Source organism: bacterium, assembly GCA_026129405.1.
Classification (GTDB): domain Bacteria; phylum Desulfobacterota; class Binatia; order DP-6; family DP-6; genus JAHCID01.
This window is the reverse complement of the sequence record JAHCID010000001.1, coordinates 501,030-516,622: the sequence shown is the minus strand read 5'-3', so window position 1 is coordinate 516,622 and position 15,593 is coordinate 501,030. Positions and strand designations below refer to the sequence as shown.

Below are 15,593 nucleotides of genomic sequence, written 5' to 3'. Positions count from 1 at the left end.
ATGGCCCGGTACGCGCGTGGGCTGGCGCTCGCGTTCGAGTTCGGCGGCGCCATCGTTGGAGGGGCCTTCGTCGGCTGGTGGATCGACGGGCGCTACGGCACCGCTCCATGGGCGACCATCGGGCTCACGGTGCTGGGGGCGGTCGGCGGCTTCGTCCGCCTCGTCCAGATGGCACGGCAGTTCTCGGCGGTCGACCGTGGACGCGAGCGCTAGCCGCTTCCAGGCGACGCTCTGGCTCATGGTCGTCGCCGTGGCCTTGCTGGCCTGGGTCCTGGGGCTGCCGTACGCGTGGGGGATTCTCGTCGGCGGGGCGGCGGTGGGTTTCTCGACGGCGATCTGGGCGGCGAGCCTGCAGATCATCCTGCGCGGAGGCCGCGTTCGCCTTGCAGTCGGCATCGTTTTTGTTAAAGTCGCCGCGGTTTTGGCGCTCGGGTGGCTGGCGCTGTACGGAGGGGCGTACCGACCAGACCCGATGGGCTTCGCCATCGGTGTCAGCTGCCTACCGATCGCCGTGGCATGTGAAGCGATCCGCATGCGGAAGGTTTGATGGATCATCATCCGTTCACATTTCTCTCCCATCTCCCGCTCCCCGAGCACACCTCGACGGCGATTCTCGTCTGTCTGATCCTCATCGTGTTCGCGCTCCGCGTGCGGCCGAAGCTCACCGACACGAGCAAGGCGATCGAGCCCGAGGACGGCATCACAGCGCGCAACGTCGCGGAGGCCTTCGTCGAGGGCATGTCGAGCATCGCCGAGGGCGTCATCGGGCATCACTACAAGCAGTACGTGCCGCTGCTGGCGACGTTCTTCGCCTTCATCCTGGTGTCGAACCTGCTCGGGCTCATCCCGGGCGTAAGCCCGCCGACCTCGAACAGCAACGTGACGTTCGCCCTCGGTGTGACCTCGTTCATCGCCTACAACGTCTATGGCTTGAAGGCGTCCGGGGCGAAGTACCTGAAGCACTTCCTCGGGCCAGTGCTGTTTCTCGCCCCCCTCCTGCTGGTGATCGAGCTGATGAGCCACGCCTTCCGGCCGCTCTCGCTCGGCATCCGGCTCTTCGCCAACATGTTCGCCGACCATGAGCTCATCCGCATCTTCACGGAGCTCACGTTCTTCGGCTTTCCGGTGATCTTCTATGTCCTCGGTACGCTCGTCTGCGTGGTCCAGGCAGTCGTCTTCACCATGCTGACGGCTGTCTACATCTCGGGAGCGGTGCACGAGGAGCATTGAGACGACGTTTTCGCTGCGGTCGCCGCCCGGTGGGAGCGGTAGAGGATAAGAGGAGAGGCAGGGCATCTTTGGCGACCTTGGGAGAGAAGCAATGCGAATGATTCGTACTTTGGGCCTGGCGCTCGGCACGATGGTGCTGACCGCGGGGCCCGCCCTTGCCGAGGAGGCCGCGTCGGGCGGCATGGACAAGGGCCTCACGGGCCTCGGCGTCGGTGCCGGTCTCGGCCTGGCGGCGCTCGGCGCCGCGCTCGGTCAGGGCCGCGCCACGGCGGCAGCGATGGAGTCGATCGGGCGCAACCCGGCTTCGACCGATCGCCTCTTCACGCCGCTGCTCCTGGGCCTCGCGCTCATGGAGGCGCTCGCGCTGTACCCGTTCGTGATCGCATTCCTCAAGATCCAGTAATGGCAGCGTGTGCCGGCCGCCCCAGGGCGGGGCGGCCGGTGCAGGTTCGTGTGTGGTGGTGGTCTGCTCCGTATACGACCGAATGACACACCCAGGTTGGGCGGAGGTGCGGTATGTGGTGGAACGTGCCTGAAGCGCACGACGAGGAGGCCGTCCAGACGGCCCCCCGGTCTCTGGCGGTAGCCGGGACCATGCAGCGGCGGCGGCGCACCGTGCTGACGCTGCTGCCCGTCACGTCGGTTCGTCCGAACCCGGAGCAGCCGCGCAAGCATTTCGCGGAAGAGAAGCTCCAGGAGCTGGCGACCTCGATCCGCGATCGCGGGCTGCTGCAACCGATCGTGGTTCGCCGCGTCGAGGGGGGATTCGAGCTCCTCGCCGGCGAGCGCCGGTTCCGGGCGTCGCAGCTGGCCGGCGTGGATCGCCTGCCGGCTCTGATCCGCGAAGGCGACGACCCCCTCGAGATCGCGCTGATCGAAAATATCCAGCGCGAAGATCTGGCGCCGCTCGAGGAGGCCGAGGCGCTGGCCCTGCTCATCGAGCGCCACGGCTACAGCCATCGGGAGGTCGCGGACCTCCTCGGCAAGAGCCGTCCCTACGTCTCCAACACCCTGTCCCTGAACCGCCTGCCCGAGCCGGTGAAGGCCGATCTCCACCGCGAAGGACGGGGCCTGTCGCGTGAGCTCCTCATGGGCGTCGCGCGTCAGGAGACTCCCGACGCGGCGATGGCCCTGTGGACGCGCCTCAAGCTGGACGTCATGTCGGTCCGGCAGTTCCGGGCCGAGCGGGCTGGTAAGGCCGTCACCGAGCGCTCGCCCGCCCAGGGCATTCTCCAGACGGCTCGCCGCCTGAACCGGGTCCTGCGCAGGCTCCTCGACGAGGGCCGAAGCGTGGACCCGGACGATCAGGCCAGCGTCGCCCGGATCCTGCGGCGGACCCAGCGCCTGGTCCAGCGTCACCTGTCCGCCCTCGAGCCGCAGCGCTGATCGCGGATCGGTGCTAACTCCACGTTGCGCCTTTCACCCGGTGGCGTGGCGTTTCGTTACTCGTGTTTCGACACCGGAAGGCAGTCGCAGCGTCGATCCCTCGTGTCGACGGGATTCTGACCGCGCGGAGAACCTGGCACGTTGCTGGCATCTCAGGGCTGCCATGGAGCACCGTGCAGAGCAGCAGGAGCGGAGCGCGGGATCGCGGAGCGGCGTCGAACTGGAGCCCGAGGCGGTCCTCCCTTCGCAGTTCTATTCCCGAGTCCTCATCGATGCGTCGCTTCAGCCCGAGAAGCGGCTGATGCTCGCCGTCCTCGAGGACGCGGTCGGCACGTTCCAGAAGTACGCTTCGACGCGTGACCGCACCGCGCAGCGGATGCTGACCGACGTCGAGGAATGGTTCATGGCCGACGAGCACGAGTGGCCGTTCTCGTTCGTGAACGTCTGCAATGCGCTGGGCCTCGAGGTCGAGTACATGCGCCGCGGCCTGAACGGCTGGAAGCAGCGCCACGACTCGGCCGCAGCCGAGGGCAAGGTCGTGCGTTTCCCGTTCCGTCGCGTGAACGGCTCGCGCCACGCCATCACCGGTCGCGCGGTCGGCCTGCGCAAGAGCGCCTGACGGCGCTCGAGATATCGCACCAGGTCCTCTGACGAGCGGGATCGAGTCGAGCAGGCGATCGCCTTCCCCCCCCAGGCCTTTCCTGCGATAAGGCATCGCGTCGCAGCGGACGTGATGATGCTCGAGCAACCACTCGTCCCCCGGGCCCTCCAGCGTCGGCTGGAGGGCCCGGTTCCTCACCTTCGTCCCGATCGGACGCCCCACGCGTGACGGTCCTTACAGAAGCGGACGTCGGCGTCGGATCGGTCGGTGGTGGTCTCGGCGCGTTGCTGCGCTGGATCCGCCCGACCTTCGACAATGCGCCCGGGCATCGGCCGGTCCTCGACATCGGCTACTTCGCCAATGTGGTCCCCGTGGCGCCGAACCTCGGGATCGCGATCTCGACCGACGGTGTCGGCACCAAGATCCTGGTCGCCGAAATGGCGCGCCGCTTCGACACGGTCGGCATCGATTGCGTCGCCATGAACGTGAACGACGTCCTCTGCGTCGGGGCGCGGCCGATCAGTCTGGTCGACTACATCGCGGTCGAGGTCGCCGACCCGGCGTTGCTGGGCCCGCTCGGCGAAGGGCTGGCGCGCGGGTGCGAAGAGGCGGGCGTCAACTGTCCCGGGGGCGAGCTGGCCCAGGTTCGGGAGATGCTGCGCGGCACCAGTCCGGGCCATGCCTTCGACCTGGTGGCGACGGCAATCGGCGTCGTGCCGCTGGATCGGGTCCTGAGCGGTCAGGCCGTCTCCCCTGGCGACGTCCTCGTCGGGCTGGAGAGCACCGGCCTGCACTCGAACGGCTTCACGCTCGCGCGCCGCGCGTTGCTCGAGACCGGCGGTCTCGCGCTCGATGCGGTGGTGCCGGAGCTCGGCACGACGCTCGCCGACGCGATGCTCGCGCCGACCCGCATCTACGTGCGGCCCGTGCTGGGGGTGCTCGACGCCGGCATTGCCGTCCGCGCGCTCGCCCACGTCACCGGCGACGGCCTGTTCAACCTGACGCGCACGACGCGTGCGGTCGGCTTCGACATCGAGCGATGGCCCGACGTGCCGCCGATCTTCCGCCTGATTCAGCGGCTCGGCGGCGTGCCCGACGAGGAGATGTGGCGGGCGTTCAACATGGGCATCGGCTTCGGGATCGTCGTTGCGCCGAGCGACGCCGACCGCACGCTGGCGTTGCTCGCCGAAACCGGCGTGCAGGCACACGTGCTCGGTATCGCCACCGACGATCCCGAGCGCACGATCCGCGTCCGACCGAAGGGTCTGGTCGGACGCGACGGGCGCTTCACGCTGGCCGGGTAGCCGTCGCGCGAAGCGTCGCCGCGCGTCAGAGCGGCTGGATCAGAACCTGAGCCACGCCCTGGCCCTTCATCTGAAGCTCGCGCGCTGCTCCCTCGGAGAGATCGAGCTCGCGATGGCGGATGAAGGGACCACGATCGTTGATCGTGATCAGGACCGACCGGCCGTTCTTGAGATTCGTGACGCGAACCTTCGTGCCGAGGGGCAGCGTGCGATGAGCGCCCGTCAGCAGGTTCGGATCGAAACGATCGCCGCTGGCAGTCTTGCGGCCCACGAACCCGGGGCCGTACCAGGATGCCTTGCCGATCCGCTCGGGCGGATAGTCGTCATCCGACACCAGATCGGCACGGGCCGGCACCGTCGTCAGGCAGAAAGCCAGTCCAAGGCAAAGCAAAAAGAGCCGGGGGATCGCTCCCCCGGCTCGTATGAGCACGGTCGTCATGGATCCCGCTCCTCGTACGCCTGCGAAGTTAGCTGACGGGTTCGGACCCCAAGAGCATGGCCCGTCCTGGCGTTGCCGCTGACCAGGATTCACCCCAGAGAACGCTGGGTCCTCCGCTCCCCGACTCGGGGATTCGGCGTGGGTATGTTTACTTAGATTCGGGGGGGCGTTCTGGCCGAAGAGGTACCCGCTGTCAAGGGCGCCGATCGTCCCTGGACGGAGGCGGATGACAATCTTGCACGTTGGTTACGACGTCCGGACGTTGGCGCGGTCGCGGGTTGTCAGGTCACTTTCGGCGTGTACGATCGCTCCATGGCCGGTCCGAACCGCCTCGCGCGCGAGACGAGCCCGTATCTTCTGCAGCACGCCCACAACCCGGTGGATTGGTACCCGTGGGGCGACGAGGCGTTCGCACGAGCACGAGCGGAAGATCGCCCCGTCCTGCTCTCGATCGGCTATTCGTCCTGCCACTGGTGTCACGTCATGGAGCGCGAGAGCTTCGAGGACGCGCACATCGCGGAGCTGATGAACGAGCTGTTCGTCAACATCAAGGTCGACCGCGAGGAACGGCCCGACGTCGACGACGTCTACATGCGCGCCGTCCAGCTGCTGATCGGTCGCGGCGGATGGCCCCTCACCGTTTTTCTCACGCCCGAGCGCAAGCCGTTCCACGGTGGAACGTACTTCCCGCCGCAGGATCGGCACGGGCTCCCCGGGTTCCCGCGCGTGCTCGCGGCGGTCGCGCAGGCGTATCGCGAACGTCGTGTCGACGTCGACAAGGCGACGGCGCAGCTCGTCGCCGGCGTGACTGCGTCGGACGAAGCCACTTCGCCGGGCATGGCTCTCGATCCGTCGCTGCCGCGCCGGGCGGCCGAGGCGCTGCTGGCCCACGTCGATACCGAGTGGGGCGGGCTCGGTAGCGCGCCGAAGTTTCCCCACTCGCAGATTTTCCAGCTGATGCTGCGGCAGCATCGCGCCACCGGCCGTGACGACCTGCTCGCCGCGGTCGTCCTCACCTGTCGATGCATGGCCGAGGGGGGGATGTACGACCAGATCGGCGGCGGCTTCCATCGCTACTCCGTCGACGCCCGTTGGCTCGTGCCGCACTTCGAGAAGATGCTCTACGACAACGCGCAGCTGCCGCGGCTGTATCTCGAAACCTGGCAGATGACGCGGGAGCCATTTTTGCGATCCATCGTCGAGGGCACGCTTGACTACGTGCTCCGTGAGATGACCCACAGCGACGGCGGCTTCTTCTCCGCCACCGACGCCGACAGCGAGGGCGAGGAAGGGCGCTTTTTCCTCTGGACGCCGGCGCAGGTGGCCGCGGTCGTCGATCCCGCCGACGTCGATCTCGTCACTCGCTTCTGGGACGTCACGGACGAGGGCAACTTCGAGGGCCGGAGCATTCCCCACCCCACCCTCACGGTGGAGCAGACGGCGAAGATGTTCGGGCGCTCTCCAGACGACGTGTTCGCCGCCCTCGCCGGGGCGCGCGCCGCACTCTACGCCGAGCGACAGCGACGGGTCCCGCCGCTGCGCGACGAAAAGATCCTGACCTCCTGGAACGCGCTCATGATCGGCACGCTCGCCGAGGCCGGTCGCGTCGTCGACGCGCCCCGATTCGTCGCCGCGGCCGAGCGCGCTGCGGAGTTCCTGTGGAGCTCGGTGCGCCGTGACGGCCGCCTGCTGCACCAATGGACGGCGGGCGAGGCGAAGCAGGACGGCTTCCTCGACGACCACGCATTCCTTGCCGCGGCATGTCTGGATCTGTTCGAGGCGACCGCCGACCGACGGCATCTCGAGCGCGCCCTCGAGCTCGTCGTGACGCTCGAGGCCCGCTTCCACGACTCGGCGGGCGGCGGATACTGGTTCACGGCCCACGACGCCGAGGCGCTCATCGCGCGCGGAAAGAGCGGCGCCGACGGTGCAATTCCCTCGGGGAATGCGACGGCGGCGGTCACGCTGCTTCGCCTGCACGCGCTCACGGCCGAGGATCGGTACCGCGAGCGCGCCGAGGAGATACTGAGGCTCTACGTCGAGGCCGCGACCCGCAATCCGTTCGGCTATGCGACCTGGCTTGAGGCATTGGAGCGCTGGTCCGAGGGCGCGACGGAGATCGTCATCGTCGGTCCGCGCGACGCTCCCGGCGCGCGCGAGCTGTGGCGCGTCGTTGCGGAGCAGTTTCTGCCGAATCGGGTCCTGCTTCGCGCCGATGCCGACGATCGAGATGCGCTCGCACCCGCACGAGACCGTCCGACGGTCGACGGCAAGCCCACCGCGTACGTCTGCCGGCACTTCGCGTGCGCCGCGCCGGTGCATACGCCGGAGGAGCTGGCAGCGTTGCTCGTCGCACCGCGTGCCGGGTGAGCGCCGTTACTCGCCGCGAAACTTCGGCGCGCGCCGTTCCCGTCGCGCGGCGAGGCCCTCCTGCAGATCGGCGCTCTGGCGCACGACACGATGCATCTCCTCGAGGTCGTCGCGGGACACGGTCTTGCGCAGCGCCATGCCTCGCTGGATGAACGCCTTCATCGTTCGCACCGACAACGGGGCATTCTGCGTGATCTGCCGTGCAAGGCCGAGAACCGTGGAATCGAGCTCCTCCGGCGGTACGACGCGGTTCACCATGCCGAGCGAGCGTGCGGCCTCGGCGGCGATCGCCTCCCCGGTGAAGAGCAGCTCGGCAGTCTTGGCGGATCCGATCACGTCGAGCAGTTTCCAGGTGAGGGTCACGGGAACGGCGAGCCCGATTCGCGCGAGCGGCATGCCGAAGCGCGCGGCGTCGGATGCGACCCGGATGTCGCAATAGAGCGCCAGCTCGCAGCCGCCGGCGACGGCGTCACCCTGGACGGCGGCGATCGTCGGCTGGGGGCAGCTCTCGAGGTCTTCGAGTATCTGCTCGAGCCCGCCGAGATCGGCCTCGCCAGCTTCACGCTGGGCCGCCATCTCGGCCAGGTCCATGCCGGCGCAGAACGCCGGGCCGTTGGCGCGGATCACGACCACGCGCACGCTCGGATCCTTGGCCACCCGGCGCAGCTCCCGGCTGAGCAGAGCGATCACGGAAGCGTTCAGCGCGTTCCGCTTCTCGGGGCGGTTCAGCGTGATCGTGCAGACGTAGTCCTCGGTGGAGCTGAGGACTTCGCGGGAGGCGCTCTTCTCGGCCATGGGGCCGAGGGTCTACCGTCTCAGAAGCGGTCCTTCAACGCACGCACCGCGGCGAACAGCGCCACCCGATCGCCCGCCGGGAGGTCGGGAACCCGGACCCGCGCCGACGCCGAGAGCTCCGGGCTGTCGACGCGCAGGAACGGGTTCGTCGCCTTTTCCTCGGCGATCGTGCTGGGGACGGTCGGCTTGCCGTCGCGACGCAGCGTCTCGACGGCCGCGAGCTTGCGCGTCAGGGCCTCGTTCCCCGGCTCCAGCTCGTGTGCGAACTGGAGGTTCTTCAGGGTGTACTCGTGCCCGCAATAGACGCGGGTAGCGTCGGGCAGGGCCGCGAGCTTGCCGAGCGACGCCATCATCTGGGCCGCGTCGCCCTCGAAGAGACGGCCGCAGCCGCCGGCGAAGAGGGTATCGCCGGTGAACACGGCCCCGGCCTCGGCGAAATAGTAGGCGACGTGGCCGCTCGTGTGCGCCGGGATGAGGATGGCACGAGCGCGCAGGCTGCCGACCTCGACCGGATCGCCGTCGCCGAGCTGGTTCGTGATCCCGGGGATGCGTGGGGCGTCGCCCGCCGAGCCGTACACGCGCAGGTTCGGCAGCGTGGCGAGCAGGTCGGCGTTGCCGCCGACGTGGTCGTAGTGGTGATGCGTCGCCAGTACCGTCGTCAGCCGCACTCCCTGCGCGGTCACCGCGTCCAGCACCGGCCCTGCCTCGGCGCAGTCGACCACCGCCGCCGCACGCGTCGCCGGATCGACGACGAGGTACGCGTAGTTGTCGCTCAGCTGCGGAATGGGAACGACGTCCACGCGGCTTGGACTCCCTAGGGCTGCTGCAGGTTCGTCGCGTGCGACTGCTCGGCCGGAATGCGGACGGCCTCGCCGCCGGTGGCGCGCTGCTCGAGGCGGAAGACGCGCTCACGCAGCCCGGCCGCCTCGACCGCGCGCGCAACCTGCTCGCGCGACAGGTCGCTCAGGCGGGCTTCCAGACGGGCGAGGCGATCGCGCAGCCCCGTCGTCTCCCCGGCGCGGGCGATCTGATCCTTGCCGGATTCGAGCACACGCGCCTCGACGCGGGTGAGACGCTCGCGCAGGGCTCCAACCTCGCCGAGCTTGCCGCCGACCTCACGTCCGAGGTCGGTCATGCGCTGATCGATGCGCTCGATGTGCTGGCGGACGCCTTCGGCGTCCGCGACCGGAGCGGCCCGCGGCGTCTCGCGCGCGATCTCGCTCGTGCGCTGCTCGGCGGCCTGGAGCCGCGCGGTGAGCTCGTCGAGCCGGACCTGCGCCGCCGCGGCGCTTTCGACGGCGTTGTTCGCCAGCGTCCGAACCGGCGCGACGACCTCGGCGAGGTCGTTCGTGTCGCGTTCCCCGAGGCGGCTCTCGAGCACCCCGAGACGCTCGTCGATGTCGTCGAGATCGCGGCGGATGGAGACCGCGAAGGCGCTGAGGATGGCGTCGAGACGCTCACCGAGCTGCTCGCCGACGGCGTCGACCAGGGTTCCGAACTGGTACTGCGCGGTGCGGCCGACGACTTCCAGCGTTCGTCCGGCGGCGCCAGCGAGGCTTTGCGCCTGGTCGAGCAGCGCCTGCCCGCTTCCCGTCAGCATGTCCTGGAGCGCAGCGAGTGTTCCACGCGACGGCTCATCCTTGACCCGTGCCATCCCGTCCTCCTTCCGCTCCCGCTGCGGCACATCTACGAGTACGGTTCGTGTCGCCGGCGGCGACGCCGCGTTAGAGCAAGCAGGGCGTACAAAATCAACTCTCGCCGACATGCCGTCGCGCGACGATCACGCGCGCGTCGCTGGATGCATTGCGTCCCAACGCCGTGCGTGAAGTGGTGTATGCGAAGTGCCCGTCACACGCGCGTCACACGCGCGCTCGCCGCCGCGTACGCTTGCGGCACAAGGCTGTGCACTAGGCGATCCCGACGGAACCCGCGTCGGTCGCGGCCCATTGCGTCGAAGGACTTATCAACACCGTGGGGAACGCGCCGATCCGGGCCCTGGAACGCATCCGGAGCGGAGGATGCGCCCGACTCGGATGCGTCGATGGTGACGATTTCTCAGTCAGCACAGAGCCTTAGGTATCAGGCGAAATCGCGTGGCGCCGCCGCGCTGTCCCCAGACTCGTCCCCAGGAGCTTCAGTAAGTCCCCAAGTTATCCCCAGGCCCCCGGTAGCTCGTGGCGACGGCATACAGCTCGGACGAGCCGCGGCGCGAGGCTTCGGGTCGGGTCGTGCGGACGTCGTGGAACTGCGTTCCGATGCGGGCGACGAGCTCGCGCTGGCTCGGGTTCGTGAAGAGCTTCACGAGCAGACGCCCGTCCGGGCGCAGGAGCATCGGCAGGACGTCGAGCACCGTGCCGACGAGGGCGGTGGCGCGCGCTTCGTCGGCGTCGCGAATCCCGGAGAGCTTCGGTGCGAGATCCGAGAGGACGACGTCGGCCGGGCGGCCGAGCCGCTCGCGCACGAGCGCGACGGTGGCGGGATCACCGATGTCGCCGCTCAGGGTTACGACGTTCGGTCCGAGCGGTGCGATCGCCTGAAGGTCGACGCCGACGACGCGCCCCCGCGGTCCCACGCGCGCCGCCGCGACCTGGAGCCAGCCGCCCGGCCAGGCACCGAGATCGACGACGTGATCCCCCGGCCGCAGTAGACGATAGCGGGCGTCGAGCTCCTCCAGCTTGAAGGCGCTCCGTGCCCGCAGGCCGGTGGCCTTGGCCTTGCGGTAGTGGGCGTCCTTGCGCTCGTAGCTCACCCGGCGCTCGGATGCCCGCAGCGCTCACTCGGGCGAATCGACGGGATCGTAGGACGGGTAGTTGCCGAAGGGATCGTCCTGCGGCTCGTGCCCGAAGATCGGCACCATGTCGGGCTGCGAGACGAAGAAGTGGATCGGCCGCATCACGAGCCACTCGAGCGTCCAGCCGACGGCATGTACCGGGTACGACGCCAGCAAGAGCGGATGCGAGTAGGCGTCGTTGTACGCGTCGTGCGCACGCGCCGTTCCACCCGCACAGGCCATCCCCACCACCACTCCGAGCACCACGAGAAGCTTCTTCATGTCCGTCCTCCAGGCCTGGGGCCGCAGCACCCTCGTCGACCGTAGCAGCGGCCCATGGCGTGCTCAAGCCGATTCGACCGGCGCTCCGAGGGCTCCGGACAGAAGTTTGACAGCGTCACGGCCCGGGAATACGACGGCGCGCGATGGGCCGGAGGTTCAAGCCGCTGGAGCCCTTCCGCGGCTGGCGCAAGCTCGCGGTGCACTCCTGGTATGGCACCGGCGACCCCAGCACCTATGCGCTGGTCGACATCCCGATGCAGGGCGCCATCGACTACATGGAGCGCCTGCGCCAGGAGACCGGCGTCCACATCACCCTGACCCACCTGGTGGTCCGCGGCGTCGCGCTCGCGCTGGCCCGCTTCCCGGAGATGAACGGCATCGTCGCGCACGGACGCATCTACCTGCGTGAGACGACGGACATCTTCATGCAGGTCGCGACCGGCGGCGGGGCCGAGCTGTCGGGCCTCAAGATCACCAGCGCCGACCAGAAGAGCGTCCTCGAGATCGCGCGCGAGGTCGAGGAGCGGGTGGCGCGCATCCGTGCCCGGCGCGATCAGCAGGTCGAGCGCACGAAGTCCATGCTCGACCGCATCCCGAGCCGCATCCTGGGGCGGGTGATGCGGTCGATCGCCTACCTCGTCTACGACCTCGACCTCGACCTCACCCGCTTCGGCATCGTGAAGGACGAGTTCGGCAGTGCGATGGTGAGCAACGCCGGAACGTTCGGGGTGGGCGTCGCGCTGGCGCCGTTGATCCCGTTCAGCCGTACGCCGATGGTCGTCCTGATGGGCGCCCTCGAGGACAAGGTCGTCGCCGTCGACGGGCGTATCGTGATCCAGCCCACGATCACGCTCGGGGTCACGCTCGATCACCGCGTGATGGACGGCTACCACGGCGGCCACATGATCCAGATATGCCGCGGCTACCTCGAGAATCCCGAGCCGCACGAGCTGCGGCTGCCGCGGCCGGTCGCCGCGGCTGCGGCGGCGGGCGCTATGCCCAGCCTATGACGCCGACCTGGCGTCCGGCCCCTGCGCCGTCGCGCCGGTAGGAGTACCAGCCCGCGTCGCACGCGGTGCACGGCCCGACCGACACGACGTCGCCGACGCCCGCCGCGTGCAGCAGCGACGTCACCGCAGCGCGCAGGTCGAGGCGATGGCGATCGCCGTCGGGCTGCCACGCGGCGGCCGTGCGCTCGCCGGTGCGCGCGACGAACGCCTCGCGCACCTCCGCCCCGACCTGGTAGCAGCAGCCGCCGATCGTCGGCCCGAGGCACGCGTGCAGGTCTCCCGGTTCGACGGCGAACCGCGCGCGCAACGCCTCGATCGCCGCCTCGACGACGCCTGCCGCGGCGCCGCGCCAGCCCGCGTGCACCGCCGCGGCGAGGCGGCGCTGTGGATCGACGAGCAGCACCGGCGTGCAATCCGCCGTGACGACGCCGACGAGAAGCCCGCGCGCGCCGGTGACGACGGCGTCCGCCGGCGGCCGCTCGTCCCAGCGCGCCGCCTCGACGACCGCCGTGCCGTGCACCTGGCGCGCCGTGACGACCGGCAGCGGCATGCCCGCCGCGGCTGCGGCCGCGTCCCATCCGTCGGCGCCCGCCGCGGCTCGGCCGAGGAAGCCGTGATGCAGGCCGGGCCACGTCCACCCGGGATGACGCAGCACCACGCGCGACGCTCAGCTCACCTGCACCAGCTCGACGCCCTCGGCGTAGGGCCGCCACTCCTCGAGCGTATGCAGCTTGTACGGCTTCTCGTAGAAGACGCGCCGGATGCCGACGTTGATCAGCACCTTGAAGCAATGGATGCACGGCGTGTGCGTGATGTAGATGTCGCCGTCGCGGATCTGCGCGCCGTTCTTCGCGGCCTGCGCGATCGCGTTGATCTCGGCGTGGATCGTGCGGAAGCAGTTCTCCTCGACCTCGCCCGACGGCGTCGTCGACTTGTAGACGAGGCAGCCGACGTCAAGGCAGTGCGGCATGCCGGCCGGCGCGCCGTTGTAGCCGGTCGCGAGGATGTTCTTGTCGCGCACGATCACGGCCCCGACCTTGGCCCGGCAGCAGGTCGACCGCTCGGCCACCTGGCGGGTGATGGTCATGAAGTACTGATCCCAGCTCGGTCGGTCGCTCATGGTCTCCTCGTCAGGGCAGGAGCCGGATCGGCTCCGGTACGAACGTCACGACGAATAGCAGCAGGCTGGCCACCGCGCCCAGCGTCCGGGCGGTGCCGAGGGGGCGGTCGTCGTCGAGCGGCGGCGGGTGGCCGAGCATCAGGAGGGACGTCAGGATCGCGGCCCAGACGAGCCACTCCGCACGCGTCAGGCCGAGCCAGACGAGGAAGCCGATCAGCAGCACCGAGATCACCCGCAGCCGTCCGCGGAACACCGCATGGAGGACGTGCCCGCCGTCGAGCTGGCCCACCGGCAGCAGGTTGAGCGACGTGACGAGCAACCCCGTCCAGCCCGCGAAGGCGACGGGATGGAGCACGACCCGCGACGACTCGACGTCGAGGACCATCCAGACGAGCCAGTGCGTGAGCAGCGAGTCGCCGAACTCGATCATGCCGCTCTCGATCGGCGCCGGCGCGATCGTCGAGTGCGCGAGCCCCCACGCGGTCGCGGCCACGGCGGGGACGAAGCCCGCCCACGGCCCGCCGGCACCGATGTCGAACAGCGCCCGCCGGTCCGGGAAGGGCGAGCGGATGCGGATGAATGCGCCGATCGTGCCCCAGATGAAGACGAGCGGCGGCGCCGGCAGGAAGTAGGGAAGGGAGGCATCGACGCCGTAGCGCCGGCAGAGGAGGTAGTGCCCCATCTCGTGCGCGAACAGGATCGCGAGCAGCGTCGCGGAGAAGGGCAGGCCGGCGAGCAGCAGCCGCAGCGAGGCCTCGAGCGGCGCGCCGTTCCAGAGCGCCCCCGCGACGGTCGTGGTGAGCGCCGTCACGACGAGAAGGACGAGGTGGAGGTACGGGAAACGCCCGCGACGTGCGACCGCGGTTACCGCCGCGGCCGGGCCGGGTACGGCCCGCTCCCACGTCGTCGAGCGCGGCTCCACGGAGCTCAGGCGCATCCCACGGCGACCGGCGTGCCGACGCCGGCGTCGAGCATGGTGCGGGCCGAGCCGTCGCGGACGGCGACCTCGAGGAGCCCCCAGCTGTTGATCAGCGCCACCGGCTGCCCGGCGTCGACGGCTGCATAGGCGGCATCGACCCGGGGCAGCGTCACGCCGGCGATGCTGACCGGTCCCGCGCCCGCTGGCAACGCTGGCTCCGCAATGTTCGTCACCAGGTTGCCGAAGTGGTCGACGTAGATCACGGTGCCGTGGAGGCGCGCTCCCTCCCGCCGGACGGCAGGGAGCGCGAGACGCACTGGATCGTCGACGCGCGGCCCGAGCGCGTCGAGGTCCGTCCCTGTCGCGATCGCCGCGGCGATCGGCGCGAACACGTCGCGACCGTGGAACGTGTGGCTGCGCGGCCGGAGGAAGAAGCGCTCCTCGGTGAGGACCACCGCGCGCCGGACGCCGTCCGCGAAGGCGAGCGCCAGGACGCCGTTGTCGGGGCCGACGAGGATGCCGTCGTCGATCTCGACCGCGAGCGCCCGCCGCGCGCTGCCGACGCCCGGATCCACCACCGCGACGTGGACGCTGCCCGGCGGGAACCAGGCGACGGCGTGGCGCAGCACGAGCGCGCCGGCGAACACGTCCTGCGGCGGGATGCCGTGCGAGACGTCGATCACCGCGACGCCCGGCGCACGCCGCGCGATCACGCCCTTCATGATGCCGACGAAGGGATCGGTGAGCCCGAAGTCGGTGGTGAGCGTGATCGCGCAGTCGCTCATGGCGCGTCGCCGAACAGGCGGCGCTCGACCAGGTCGCAGAGCACGTGGCCGACGAGGATGTGCGTCTCCTGGATGCGGTTCGAGTTCCGACCTGCGGACACGCAGAGCGTGAGGTCGGCCCTCTTCGCGAGCTCGCCGCCGGTGCCGCCGGTGAGCCCGATGGTGGTGACGCCGTGCTCGCCGCAGGCGTCGACGGCGTTCAGCACGCTGCGCGAGTTGCCGCTCGTCGAGAACGCGAGCGCGACGTCGCCGCGCCGGCCGAGTGCCCGCACCTGGCGCGCGAACACCTCGTCGTAGCCATAGTCGTTCGCGATCGCGGTCAGCGCCGAGGTGTCGGTCGTGAGCGCGATGGCCGCGAGCGGCCGGCGCTCGCGCTGGAGCCGGCCGACCAGCTCGGCGGCGATGTGCTGGGCGTCGGCGGCGCTGCCGCCGTTGCCGAAGAGCAGGACCTTGTTGCCGGCCGACAGGGCCTTGGCGACGGTATCGACGGCCTTCTCCAGATTCGCGGCCTGCTCGGCCGCGAACGTCTGCTGCACCTGGGCGCTCTCCGCGAAGAGGGCCCGGATATCGTCCTGGCTCGCC

Annotated in this window: 20 protein-coding genes; 9 read left to right on the top strand and 11 right to left on the bottom strand. The window is 69.8% G+C overall.

All coding sequences use genetic code 11. The annotated features are described in order from the left end of the window. From KIT14_02355 to purM, 7 genes are all read left to right on the top strand, one after another. Complete coding sequence (locus KIT14_02355; GenBank protein ID MCW5889374.1) at nt 1–213, top strand: AtpZ/AtpI family protein; 213 nt, start codon at nt 1–3, stop codon at nt 211–213. Then, a complete protein-coding gene (locus KIT14_02350; GenBank protein MCW5889373.1) occupies nt 197–547 on the top strand; it encodes a hypothetical protein in 351 nt (116 codons plus the stop codon). The genes KIT14_02355 and KIT14_02350 overlap by 17 nt, the downstream gene beginning before the upstream one ends. Continuing rightward, nucleotides 547–1,230: a F0F1 ATP synthase subunit A gene (atpB, locus tag KIT14_02345; protein MCW5889372.1), complete on the top strand. Its 684-nt coding sequence runs from the start codon at nt 547–549 to the stop codon at nt 1,228–1,230. The genes KIT14_02350 and atpB overlap by 1 nt, the downstream gene beginning before the upstream one ends. Nucleotides 1,231–1,321: 91 nt before the next feature. After that, the gene (locus KIT14_02340) at nt 1,322–1,633 is read left to right on the top strand and encodes an ATP synthase F0 subunit C (protein ID MCW5889371.1); all 312 of its coding nucleotides are present in this window, start codon (nt 1,322–1,324) and stop codon (nt 1,631–1,633) included. A 113-nt stretch (nt 1,634–1,746) separates the two neighbouring features. Beyond that, the gene (locus KIT14_02335; protein ID MCW5889370.1) at nt 1,747–2,616 is read left to right on the top strand and encodes a ParB/RepB/Spo0J family partition protein; all 870 of its coding nucleotides are present in this window, start codon (nt 1,747–1,749) and stop codon (nt 2,614–2,616) included. Nucleotides 2,617–2,917: 301 nt separating this feature from the next. Beyond that, nucleotides 2,918–3,235 (top strand): hypothetical protein, encoded by a 318-nt coding sequence (locus KIT14_02330; protein MCW5889369.1) that lies wholly within the window; start codon nt 2,918–2,920, stop codon nt 3,233–3,235. Nucleotides 3,236–3,441: 206 nt separating this feature from the next. After that, nucleotides 3,442–4,521 carry a phosphoribosylformylglycinamidine cyclo-ligase gene (gene purM / locus KIT14_02325; GenBank protein MCW5889368.1) on the top strand — a complete coding sequence of 360 codons (1,080 nt, stop codon included), beginning with the start codon at nt 3,442–3,444 and terminating at the stop codon, nt 4,519–4,521. A 25-nt stretch (nt 4,522–4,546) separates the two neighbouring features. On the opposite strand, the gene KIT14_02320 is transcribed toward purM, so the two are convergent. Then, nucleotides 4,547–4,960: a septal ring lytic transglycosylase RlpA family protein gene (locus KIT14_02320; protein MCW5889367.1), complete on the bottom strand. Its 414-nt coding sequence runs from the start codon at nt 4,958–4,960 to the stop codon at nt 4,547–4,549. 312 nt (nt 4,961–5,272) lie between these two features. On the opposite strand from KIT14_02320, the gene KIT14_02315 reads away from it, so the two are divergent. After that, nucleotides 5,273–7,330, top strand: a complete 2,058-nt coding sequence (locus tag KIT14_02315; protein MCW5889366.1) for a thioredoxin domain-containing protein — start codon at nt 5,273–5,275, stop codon at nt 7,328–7,330. Nucleotides 7,331–7,336: 6 nt separating this feature from the next. Here KIT14_02315 and KIT14_02310 read toward each other — a convergent pair whose 3' ends face one another. The 5 genes from KIT14_02310 to KIT14_02290 all read right to left on the bottom strand — a co-directional run bounded on the left by KIT14_02310 (nt 7,337) and on the right by KIT14_02290 (nt 11,177). Beyond that, on the bottom strand, nt 7,337–8,125 hold the full coding sequence (locus KIT14_02310; protein MCW5889365.1) for an enoyl-CoA hydratase/isomerase family protein: 789 nt from the start codon (nt 8,123–8,125) through the stop codon (nt 7,337–7,339). 20 nt (nt 8,126–8,145) lie between these two features. Further along, the gene (gene gloB, locus KIT14_02305; protein ID MCW5889364.1) at nt 8,146–8,925 is read right to left on the bottom strand and encodes a hydroxyacylglutathione hydrolase; all 780 of its coding nucleotides are present in this window, start codon (nt 8,923–8,925) and stop codon (nt 8,146–8,148) included. Nucleotides 8,926–8,939: 14 nt separating this feature from the next. Then, the gene (locus KIT14_02300; GenBank protein MCW5889363.1) at nt 8,940–9,779 is read right to left on the bottom strand and encodes a hypothetical protein; all 840 of its coding nucleotides are present in this window, start codon (nt 9,777–9,779) and stop codon (nt 8,940–8,942) included. Between the two features lie 480 nt (nt 9,780–10,259). Further along, nucleotides 10,260–10,874, bottom strand: a complete 615-nt coding sequence (locus KIT14_02295) for an RlmE family RNA methyltransferase (protein ID MCW5889362.1) — start codon at nt 10,872–10,874, stop codon at nt 10,260–10,262. Nucleotides 10,875–10,898: 24 nt separating this feature from the next. Next, complete coding sequence (locus tag KIT14_02290) at nt 10,899–11,177, bottom strand: hypothetical protein (protein ID MCW5889361.1); 279 nt, start codon at nt 11,175–11,177, stop codon at nt 10,899–10,901. Between the two features lie 143 nt (nt 11,178–11,320). Between KIT14_02290 and KIT14_02285 the strand changes: the two genes are divergently transcribed. After that, on the top strand, nt 11,321–12,187 hold the full coding sequence (locus KIT14_02285; GenBank protein MCW5889360.1) for a 2-oxo acid dehydrogenase subunit E2: 867 nt from the start codon (nt 11,321–11,323) through the stop codon (nt 12,185–12,187). On the opposite strand, the gene pgeF is transcribed toward KIT14_02285, so the two are convergent. From pgeF to KIT14_02260, 5 genes are read right to left on the bottom strand one after another with little or no spacing between them, the layout of a single operon-like run. Next, nucleotides 12,171–12,842, bottom strand: a complete 672-nt coding sequence (gene pgeF / locus KIT14_02280; protein MCW5889359.1) for a peptidoglycan editing factor PgeF — start codon at nt 12,840–12,842, stop codon at nt 12,171–12,173. The two genes, KIT14_02285 and pgeF, sit on opposite strands and share 17 nt — an antisense overlap. 12 nt (nt 12,843–12,854) lie before the next feature. Next, a complete protein-coding gene (locus KIT14_02275; protein ID MCW5889358.1) occupies nt 12,855–13,307 on the bottom strand; it encodes a dCMP deaminase family protein in 453 nt (150 codons plus the stop codon). Between the two features lie 10 nt (nt 13,308–13,317). Next, nucleotides 13,318–14,244, bottom strand: coding sequence for a site-2 protease family protein (locus KIT14_02270; GenBank protein MCW5889357.1), 927 nt, complete (start codon nt 14,242–14,244; stop codon nt 13,318–13,320). Then, nucleotides 14,235–15,011 (bottom strand): SAM-dependent chlorinase/fluorinase, encoded by a 777-nt coding sequence (locus tag KIT14_02265; protein MCW5889356.1) that lies wholly within the window; start codon nt 15,009–15,011, stop codon nt 14,235–14,237. The genes KIT14_02270 and KIT14_02265 overlap by 10 nt, the downstream gene beginning before the upstream one ends. Then, nucleotides 15,008–15,577 carry an SIS domain-containing protein gene (locus KIT14_02260; protein ID MCW5889355.1) on the bottom strand — a complete coding sequence of 190 codons (570 nt, stop codon included), beginning with the start codon at nt 15,575–15,577 and terminating at the stop codon, nt 15,008–15,010. The genes KIT14_02265 and KIT14_02260 overlap by 4 nt, the downstream gene beginning before the upstream one ends. Between the last annotated feature and the right edge of the window lie 16 nt (nt 15,578–15,593).

What these genes read in the sequence shown, in the direction of transcription:
- KIT14_02275 (MCW5889358.1), bottom strand. Translation starts at nt 13,307, where the DNA reads ATGAGCGACCGACCGAGCTGGGATCAGTACTTCATGACCATCACCCGC.
- atpB (MCW5889372.1), top strand. Translation starts at nt 547, where the DNA reads ATGGATCATCATCCGTTCACATTTCTCTCCCATCTCCCGCTCCCCGAG.
- KIT14_02290 (MCW5889361.1), bottom strand. Translation starts at nt 11,177, where the DNA reads ATGAAGAAGCTTCTCGTGGTGCTCGGAGTGGTGGTGGGGATGGCCTGT.
- KIT14_02340 (MCW5889371.1), top strand. Translation starts at nt 1,322, where the DNA reads ATGCGAATGATTCGTACTTTGGGCCTGGCGCTCGGCACGATGGTGCTG.
- KIT14_02330 (MCW5889369.1), top strand. Translation starts at nt 2,918, where the DNA reads ATGCTCGCCGTCCTCGAGGACGCGGTCGGCACGTTCCAGAAGTACGCT.
- KIT14_02320 (MCW5889367.1), bottom strand. Translation starts at nt 4,960, where the DNA reads ATGACGACCGTGCTCATACGAGCCGGGGGAGCGATCCCCCGGCTCTTT.
- KIT14_02285 (MCW5889360.1), top strand. Translation starts at nt 11,321, where the DNA reads ATGGGCCGGAGGTTCAAGCCGCTGGAGCCCTTCCGCGGCTGGCGCAAG.
- KIT14_02335 (MCW5889370.1), top strand. Translation starts at nt 1,747, where the DNA reads ATGTGGTGGAACGTGCCTGAAGCGCACGACGAGGAGGCCGTCCAGACG.
- KIT14_02310 (MCW5889365.1), bottom strand. Translation starts at nt 8,125, where the DNA reads ATGGCCGAGAAGAGCGCCTCCCGCGAAGTCCTCAGCTCCACCGAGGAC.
- KIT14_02265 (MCW5889356.1), bottom strand. Translation starts at nt 15,011, where the DNA reads ATGAGCGACTGCGCGATCACGCTCACCACCGACTTCGGGCTCACCGAT.
- KIT14_02355 (MCW5889374.1), top strand. Translation starts at nt 1, where the DNA reads ATGGCCCGGTACGCGCGTGGGCTGGCGCTCGCGTTCGAGTTCGGCGGC.
- KIT14_02300 (MCW5889363.1), bottom strand. Translation starts at nt 9,779, where the DNA reads ATGGCACGGGTCAAGGATGAGCCGTCGCGTGGAACACTCGCTGCGCTC.
- KIT14_02270 (MCW5889357.1), bottom strand. Translation starts at nt 14,244, where the DNA reads ATGCGCCTGAGCTCCGTGGAGCCGCGCTCGACGACGTGGGAGCGGGCC.
- KIT14_02315 (MCW5889366.1), top strand. Translation starts at nt 5,273, where the DNA reads ATGGCCGGTCCGAACCGCCTCGCGCGCGAGACGAGCCCGTATCTTCTG.